The organism is Superficieibacter sp., from assembly GCF_032071645.1.
In the GTDB taxonomy this organism is placed as follows: Bacteria; Pseudomonadota; Gammaproteobacteria; order Enterobacterales; family Enterobacteriaceae; genus Superficieibacter.
In genome coordinates this window covers 70,201-78,624 of sequence record NZ_DAMAPU010000018.1, presented here as the reverse complement: position 1 = coordinate 78,624, position 8,424 = coordinate 70,201, and the positions used below count along the sequence as shown (strand labels likewise).

The following is an 8,424-nucleotide window of genomic DNA, read 5'->3' as shown; positions in this document are numbered from 1 at the left end:
CCGTAGCGCCGATGGTAGTGTGGGGTCTCCCCATGCGAGAGTAGGGAACTGCCAGACATCAAATAAGAAACCCCGGTCTTTTAGACCGGGGTTTTTTGCTTTTACAGAGCGGTGAAAAAGCCGACTGAAAGATTATTATCGGCAGGTGAAGTCCCTTTCACCTCCGCCAGAGCATCAAAATTAATGAATAACCTGCGATAAAAACGCTCTTGTACGCTCTGATTTAGGTCGGGCAAAAAACTCATCGGGAGCGGCCTGCTCAACTATTTCTCCACGATCCATAAATATCACCCGGTCCGCTACGGTACGCGCAAAACCCATTTCATGCGTTACGCATAGCATCGTCATGCCCGATTGTGCCAGGCCAATCATGGTATCGAGAACTTCCTTCACCATTTCTGGATCGAGCGCCGACGTGGGTTCATCAAACAGCATAATCTTTGGCTTCATACATAGTGAACGCGCGATCGCTACGCGCTGCTGCTGGCCACCGGAAATTTGCCCCGGAAACTTATGCGCATGTTCCGCGATACGCACGCGCTCCAGATAATGCATCGCCAGCGCTTCGGCCTCTTTTTTCGGGATTTTACGTACCCAAATTGGTGCCAGTGTACAGTTCTGTAGCACGGTCAGATGTGGGAACAGATTGAAGTGCTGGAATACCATACCTACTTCCTGACGTACCTTTTCAATATTACGGATATCGTCATTAAGCTCTATTCCATCGACCACAATTCTTCCCTGCTGATGTTCTTCCAGATGATTAATACAGCGTATGGTGGTCGATTTTCCCGAGCCTGAAGGCCCACACAGGACAATACGTTCTCCCTGTTTGACCTTCAGGTTGATATCTTTCAGCACGTGAAACTGACCGTACCATTTATTAACGTTATCGAGCGTAATCATCGCGTCGGCAGGTTGCATTGTTATTTGACTCATAAAATCCTCAGTGCGGTGTACGCCCGGTGTTAAAGCGCTTTTCCAGATGCTGGCTATAGCGCGACATGCTGAAACAAAAGATCCAGTAGATCAGTGCGGCAAAAACATAGCCCTCGGTCGACATCCCCAGCCACGCCGGATCCACCGTTGCTTGCTGCACGCTGCTGAAGAGATCGAACAGGCCGATGATGATCACCAGACTGGTATCCTTAAACAGCGCGATAATGGTATTTACCAGCCCCGGAATGACCAGCTTCAGCGCCTGTGGCAGGATAACCAGCCCCTGCGTTTTCCAGTAGCCAAGCGCCAGTGATTCCGCGGCTTCATATTGCCCCTTTGGCAGCGCCTGCAAACCGCCGCGAACCACTTCCGCGACATAAGCAGACTGGAAGAGGATCACCCCAACCAGCGCGCGGATCAGCTTATCGATACTGGTTCCTTCCGACATAAACAGTGGCAGCATCACCGAAGACATAAACAGCACGGTGATAAGCGGCACACCCCGCCAGAACTCAATAAACATAATCGACAGAATACGCACTACCGGCATCGTGGAGCGCCGTCCCAGGGCCAGCAAAATACCCAACGGTAAAGCGCCAGCAATGCCGACGGACGCGATGATCAATGTCAGCGTTAACCCGCCCCACTGACGCGTTTCCACGCGCTCCAGTCCAAAGAAGCCACCATAAAGCAGGAACCAGACGACAACAGGATACGCGACCGCCCAGCAGGCAAGGTAACGCCCGCGCTGCGGCATGGCTTTCCAGAACATCGGCACAATCGACAGCAACCCGATAACCAGCGCCAGATTAATACGCCAGCGCTGATCGTGCGGATAAAGCCCGTACATAAACTGGCCGAAGCGCTGATGAATAAACACCCAACATGCGCCTGTTTTGGTACAGTCCGCGCGGGTTGATCCCACCCAGTTAGCCTGCAAAAATGCCCAATTCAGCAGCGGAGGAATGAGCTCCCACATTAGCCAGAGACAGACAATAGTCAGCAAGCTATTTGACCAGCTGGAAAACAGGTTTTTCCGCATCCAGAGCAATAATCGTCCTGCGCGCGCATTTGTCGGGCGCGGGGGATGAGAGAGAAGTGTTTTAGTCATCCTCGATCCTTAACGCTCAATAAGCGCAATGCGACGGTTATAAATATTCATCAGCAGCGAGATGATGAGGCTAATGATCAGATATACCGACATCGTAATAGCAATGGTTTCAATGGCCTGCCCGGTCTGATTAAGCACCGTCCCGGCAAACAGCGAAACCATATCGGGATAACCAATCGCCGCTGCCAGCGAGGAGTTTTTAACGATATTCAGATACTGACTGGTGAGCGGAGGAATAATGACCCGCAGCGCCTGCGGAATAATCACCTGCCGCAGCGTGACCGGATTTGGCAGCCCCAGCGAGCGTGCCGCTTCGTGCTGACCATGCGGAACGGCCTGGATCCCGGCGCGAATAATTTCAGCAATAAACGCAGAGGTATAAACCGACAACGCCAGCGTCAGTGCTGCCAGTTCCGGGATCAGCACCATGCCGCCGCGAAAGTTAAATCCGCGCAATTGTGGAATATCCCAGTGCAACGCAGCGCCGAAAGCCCAGTGCGCCATCATAGGCAGGAGAATAAACAGTGCCAGCATATAAGGCCATGAGCGGCGAAGCTGCCCGGTCTTTATCTGATGGGCTTTGTTATAGCGGTAAAGACCTGTTGAAAGTAAAGCCGCCAGCAGGAGTGCAATAACAAATGCTGCCAGGCCTTCCCCCATCTGCGGAGACGGAATATATAATCCGCGATTGCTCAGAAAAACCAGTTCAAACGCATTCACCGCCTGACGTGGCCCCGGCAGATTACGCAGCACGGCAAAGTACCAGAAGAAAATTTGCAGCAGCGGCGGAATATTACGGAACGTCTCGATATACACCGTTGAGATTTTACGCAACAACCAGTTATCGGACAGACGGGCAAGGCCGAGAAAAAAACCTAAAAAAGAGGCGAAGACGATACAGAGCGCAGAAACCAGCAGAGTGTTATATAACCCGACAAGAAATACGCGTCCGTAAGTATCGCCCTGCTCGTAATCAATAAGATGTTGCACGATACCAAATCCGGCGCTGCGATCGAGAAACGCAAAACCAGACGTAATACCGCGATTATTCAGGTTAGTAATAGTGTTATGAATCAAATAAATCGCGACGCTAATGACCACCACAATCGCGATAATTTGAAACAGCCAGGCACGAACCGCAGGGTTAGAAAAGGACCACGATCCTTTTACGGCTGGGCGGCGATGGGACATAAATAAACCTCTGTTACCATGACTCTGGGCTGGGCACCGCCGAAACGGTGCCCGTTACATCGCACTGTATTAACGTACCGGCGGAGCGTACTGAATGCCGCCGTTGTTCCAGAGATTATTCTGACCGCGTTTAATTTTCAGCGGGCTTTCCGACCCCACATTACGTTCGAACACTTCGGCATAGTTGCCGACTTTCTTGATGATGTTATAGGCCCACTTGTTATCCAGTTTCAGATCCTTGCCGTAATCGCCTTCTTTGCCCAGCAGATGAGCCATATCCGGGGTGGCAGGGTTAGCCGCTTTTTCGTCGACATTTTTCGAAGTGATGCCCATTTCTTCAGCGTTCAGCATGGCAAACAGCGTCCAGCGAACAACGGAGAACCACTCATCATCACCGCGACGCACTACCGGGCCCAGCGGCTCTTTCGAAATAACTTCCGGTAACACAATCCACTCTGCCGGGTTACTCAGCTTGATGCGCAGGGCGTACAGCTGCGACTGGTCGGAAGCCAGCGTATCGCAGCGGCCAGATTCGAGTGCTTTAGCCGATTCATCAGAACGGTCAAATGTCACCGGGGTATATTTCATATTGTTGGATTTAAAATAATCCGCCACGTTCAGTTCGGTATCCGTACCGGCCTGAATACAGACGGTGGCACCATCCAGCTCTTTTGCGCTTTTCAGTCCGGCTTTATTGTGGGTCAGGAAGCCGATACCGTCGTAATAGGTTACGCCAGTGAACGCCATCCCCATTCCTGCGTCGCGTGACGAAGTCCAGGTCGTATTACGCGATAACATATCGACTTCACCCGATTGCAGAGCGGTAAAACGTTCTTTCGCGGTAAGCGGGGTGTATTTCACTTTGCTGTCATCACCAAAAAGGGCAGCTGCCACTCCACGACAAATATCCACATCAATGCCGGTAAATTTACCGTTGGCATCTGCGTAGGAGAATCCAGGTAACCCATCGCTAATACCGCACTGAACAAAACCCTTCTTTTTCACAGCGTCAAAAGTCGCGCCTGCATGGGCCTGACTGGTAACGGCAAGGAGCGTGCTGGCAGCAACCAGGCTGGCTAACATCATCTTTTTCATAAAGCATCCTGTGTGGCGAAATTTATCGTTATATAGAGGCGTGGGGGATAACGCCTTAAACCTGTCTGTGGCTGTGGCCATACTCTTTAAAGCAAAGGTAGTGCCAGTTTTGCGCGCGGGAGAATTACCCTTTTGCGGACGCATCACGCAGAGTGTAGAAGGGAAAAATAAGATTTATCGCCCTGGTCTGGTGCAAAAATAAAACCTGCGCCACAAACTGGAGCAAAAATTTTCTATAAATGAGAGGCAGAGATAAGGTGATTCAGGGAGTGAATATTACTTTACTATTAAATGGCAGGCCGCTGTGAGGAGAGTCACAGGAATTTGCGCTATGGTGAAGGGTATAAAACTTTTTGGCGGCAAATAATTAAAATTTGGGATGAAAAAGCATTAAAACTTGAGCGGTGGAAATGCATTCGTTTCGACGCACTGCACTCTTTTAAAGCAACAGCGCGGCGGGGAGCCGCGCTGGAAGAAAACTTATTTGGTCAGTGCCACAATCCCCAGCGTCAGGCCAGCCAGCGCGGCGGCTCCACCTGCGACAGCCCCAGCGGTTTCCCAGTTATCCTGAGTGGTCCCTTTCATGCAGGTATTGGTATGCACCAGGCGACCCTGATCGTCATAGACCGGTACGCACGGTGAATCATGAGCACAACCCGCAAGAAAGGTTGCCAGCAGTGCAACAGAAATAAATTTTTTCATGGTGTTACCTCTAAAGAAAGCCTCGTTCAGCGCCGGAAAAGCATGGCATCGGGCATTAGAGATATCTTACCAGACAGCGCAAATACCGTAACAGGTGAAATACTCTCAAATTATTTGCTGTGTAAATATTATGGAGGGAATCAAGGCGAAAGCGGGTGAGTATGGAGAAATAATGAAGTGGGTAATCGTAGTAAGAAATTAACGCGTTGATTAAGCGGGAAATATAATCCTTTTAAAACAAAGGTGCCATCGGCACCTTTGTCTGTTTTTATTATTTAACGCGGCGGATAGTCCATCCCTTTATCACAACAAAGAATACGGGGACAAAGAAAATGGCCAGTATCGTTGCTGAGAACATACCGCCCATCACACCGATGCCCACCGCATTTTGCGCGCCGCTACCCGCGCCGCTGCTTTTTGCCAGTGGGAACACGCCAAGAATAAAGGCCAGCGAGGTCATCAGAATAGGTCGCAGACGCATACGGGCAGATTCAAGCGTGGCCTCAATCAGTCCCTTACCTTCTTTTTCCATCAGATCCTTAGCAAATTCGACAATCAAAATGGCGTTTTTGGCAGAAAGACCGATGGTCGTCAGCAACCCAACCTTGAAATAAACGTCATTGCTTAAGCCAAACAGCGTTGCCGCCAGCAGCACACCGATAATCCCCAGCGGCACGACCATCATGACCGAGAACGGCACCGACCAGCTTTCATAGAGCGCGGCCAGACACAGAAACACCACCAGCATCGAAAGCGCGATCAGCGCCGGAGCCTGATCCCCGGATAAACGCTCCTGGTAAGACAGACCCGTCCAGTCATAGCCGATACCGGCAGGCAGCTGTGCGGCGAGGCTTTCCATTAACGCCATCGCATCACCTGAACTTTTGCCTGGTCCTGGCTCACCGACGATTTCCATCGCAGGCAGGCCGTTGAACCGTTCCAGACGCGGTGAACCATAGCTCCAGTGTGCCGAGCTAAAGGCGGAGAAGGGTACCATCTGATTACTGGCGCTACGCACGTACAGGTTGTTGATATCTTCCGGCAGCATGCGGAACTGCGCGTCAGCCTGGACATACACTTTTTTCACGCGACCACGGTCAATAAAGTCATTCACGTAGCTTCCACCCAGCGCCGAGGAGACCGTTTGGTTAATATCGGAAAGCGATACGCCAAGCGCCTGCGCTTTTTCCTGATCGACATCCAGCTTAAATTGCGGTGTATCCTCAAGACCATTAGGCCGCATATTGATCAGCGTATCACGATGCTGCATCGCCATGCCAAGGAGCTGGTTACGCGCCTGCGTCAGTGCATTGTGACCGAGACCCGCCTGATCGATAAGTTCGAAGTCAAAGCCGGTACCCGTTCCCAGTTCAGAGATGGCTGGCATATTGAACGGGATAACCCTGGCGTCGCGGATTTGGCTAAGCGCACCCATTGCGCGGCTAATGATCGCTGCTGCGCTATTCTCTTTACCTTCTCGCTTTTCCCACGGCTTAAGACTGATAAACGCCATACCGGCGTTTTGCCCCTGGCCGCTGAAGCTAAAGCCGTTAACGGTAAATACGCTCTCAACGTTCGCTTTCTCATCATTGAGGTAGTATTGGGTTATCTTATCCATAACCTGTTGGGTGCGCTCCTGGGTTGCACCAGCAGGTAGTTGGACCATCGTCAGAAATACGCCCTGATCTTCATTTGGCAGGAAGGACGTGGGCAGACGGATAAACATCACGGCCATACCAACGGTGATGGCCAGGAAGATAACCAGATAGCGCCCTGTTTTGCGAATAAGCCCGCCTACGCTATTGGTGTAGTGGTTTACGCTACTGTCAAACAGGTTATTAAACCAGCCAAAGAAACCGCCCTTAGCAATGTGTTTTTCCGGGGAGGCGGGTTTAAGCAGCGTGGCACACAGCGCGGGAGTGAGGATCATTGCGACCAGTACCGAGAGTGCCATCGCTGACACAATGGTAATCGAGAACTGGCGGTAGATCGCACCGGTTGAGCCGCCAGAGAACGCCATCGGGACGAACACAGCGGACAGCACCATCGCAATACCCACCAGCGCGCCCTGGACCTGCTTCATGGATTTTTCCGTCGCCTCTCTGGGCGGCAGATGGTCCTCGTGCATGACGCGCTCAACGTTCTCAACGACCACAATGGCATCATCCACCAGCAGCCCTATCGCCAGCACCATCCCGAACATGGTTAGGGTATTTATCGTGAAACCGAACGCCTGCAGAATGGCAAATGTTCCCAGCAAAACCACCGGTACGGCAATCGTTGGGATCAACGTTGCACGAATATTTTGCAGGAACAGGTACATTACCAGGAATACCAGCACGATGGCTTCGAATAGCGTTTTCACCACTTCGTTAATTGAAATCTGCACGAATGGCGAGGTGTCGTAAGGATAAACCGTCCGTACCCCATGCGGGAAGAAGGGGGCGAGTTCGGTCAGCTTGCTTTTCACGGATTTCGCAGCATCCAGCGCGTTCGCGCCGGTGGCGAGCTTGATCCCAAGACCCGTAGCGGGGCGTCCGTTGATTCGGGCGACGGTATTGTAGTTTTCGCCGCCCAGTTCGATGCGCGCGACGTCTTTTAAATGGACGATTGAGCCGTCGGCATTGACTCGCAGCGTGACGTTGCCGAATTCCTCAGGATCTTTAAGCCGCGTTTGGGCAATGATGGAGGCGTTGAGTTGCTGGCCTTTCACTGCAGGCGCGCCACCAAGCTGACCGGCGGCCACCTGGTCGTTCTGTACTCTCAACTGGTTAATGATATCAATCGGCGTAAGCTGGTATTTATTCAGCAGGTTCGCATCCAGCCAGATACGCATCGCATACTGGGCACCGAACAGCTGGACATCCCCGATACCATTCAGGCGGCTAATCGGATCTTTAAGATTCGACGCTACATAATCGGCAATATCCTCCTGGGTGACGCTCGGATTGTCAGAAATGAAACCGGCCACCATCAGGAAGCTACTGGTGGATTTTTTAACTGAAATCCCCTGCTGTTGTACTTCCTGCGGCAGCAACGGCATGGCGAGCTGGAGTTTATTCTGAACCTGAACCTGCGCAATATCCGGGTTAGTACCCGAATTAAAGGTCAGGGTGATAGTCACGCCCCCGGCGGAGTCGCTGGTGGAGGACATATACATCAGGTTATCAATACCGTTCATATTCTGTTCGATAACCTGAGTGACGGTATCCTGAACCGTCTGCGCATCTGCTCCCGGATAGGTGGCGGAGACGGAAACGGCAGGCGGTGCAATGGTCGGATACTGTGCGACGGGCATTTGTAAAATCGCCATCGCCCCTGCCATCATCAAAATGATAGCCAGAACCCATGCGAAAATCGGTCGTCTGATAAAAAAGTTAGCCATT

The 8,424-nt window shown here is 51.7% G+C and carries 6 protein-coding genes; all 6 read right to left on the bottom strand.

The window, feature by feature from the left end; genetic code table 11:
- Window positions 1–180 precede the first annotated feature (180 nt).
- Window positions 181–939: an amino acid ABC transporter ATP-binding protein gene (locus tag RT197_RS20200; protein ID WP_312952973.1), complete on the bottom strand. Its 759-nt coding sequence runs from the start codon at window positions 937–939 to the stop codon at window positions 181–183.
- Window positions 940–946: 7 nt separating this feature from the next.
- On the bottom strand, window positions 947–2,050 hold the full coding sequence (locus RT197_RS20195; RefSeq protein ID WP_312952971.1) for an amino acid ABC transporter permease: 1,104 nt from the start codon (window positions 2,048–2,050) through the stop codon (window positions 947–949).
- 9 nt (window positions 2,051–2,059) lie between these two features.
- Entirely contained in the window at window positions 2,060–3,241 is a 1,182-nt protein-coding gene (locus RT197_RS20190; RefSeq protein WP_312952970.1) for an amino acid ABC transporter permease, read from the bottom strand.
- A 69-nt stretch (window positions 3,242–3,310) separates the two neighbouring features.
- Complete coding sequence (locus tag RT197_RS20185) at window positions 3,311–4,336, bottom strand: amino acid ABC transporter substrate-binding protein (protein WP_312952969.1); 1,026 nt, start codon at window positions 4,334–4,336, stop codon at window positions 3,311–3,313.
- A 480-nt stretch (window positions 4,337–4,816) separates the two neighbouring features.
- Window positions 4,817–5,038, bottom strand: coding sequence for a lipoprotein (locus tag RT197_RS20180; protein ID WP_312952968.1), 222 nt, complete (start codon window positions 5,036–5,038; stop codon window positions 4,817–4,819).
- Between the two features lie 271 nt (window positions 5,039–5,309).
- Window positions 5,310–8,423 (bottom strand): efflux RND transporter permease subunit, encoded by a 3,114-nt coding sequence (locus RT197_RS20175; protein ID WP_312952967.1) that lies wholly within the window; start codon window positions 8,421–8,423, stop codon window positions 5,310–5,312.
- Window position 8,424 lies beyond the last annotated feature (1 nt).

What these genes read in the sequence shown, in the direction of transcription:
- RT197_RS20195 (WP_312952971.1), bottom strand. Translation starts at nt 2,050, where the DNA reads ATGACTAAAACACTTCTCTCTCATCCCCCGCGCCCGACAAATGCGCGC.
- RT197_RS20175 (WP_312952967.1), bottom strand. Translation starts at nt 8,423, where the DNA reads ATGGCTAACTTTTTTATCAGACGACCGATTTTCGCATGGGTTCTGGCT.
- RT197_RS20180 (WP_312952968.1), bottom strand. Translation starts at nt 5,038, where the DNA reads ATGAAAAAATTTATTTCTGTTGCACTGCTGGCAACCTTTCTTGCGGGT.
- RT197_RS20185 (WP_312952969.1), bottom strand. Translation starts at nt 4,336, where the DNA reads ATGAAAAAGATGATGTTAGCCAGCCTGGTTGCTGCCAGCACGCTCCTT.
- RT197_RS20200 (WP_312952973.1), bottom strand. Translation starts at nt 939, where the DNA reads ATGAGTCAAATAACAATGCAACCTGCCGACGCGATGATTACGCTCGAT.
- RT197_RS20190 (WP_312952970.1), bottom strand. Translation starts at nt 3,241, where the DNA reads ATGTCCCATCGCCGCCCAGCCGTAAAAGGATCGTGGTCCTTTTCTAAC.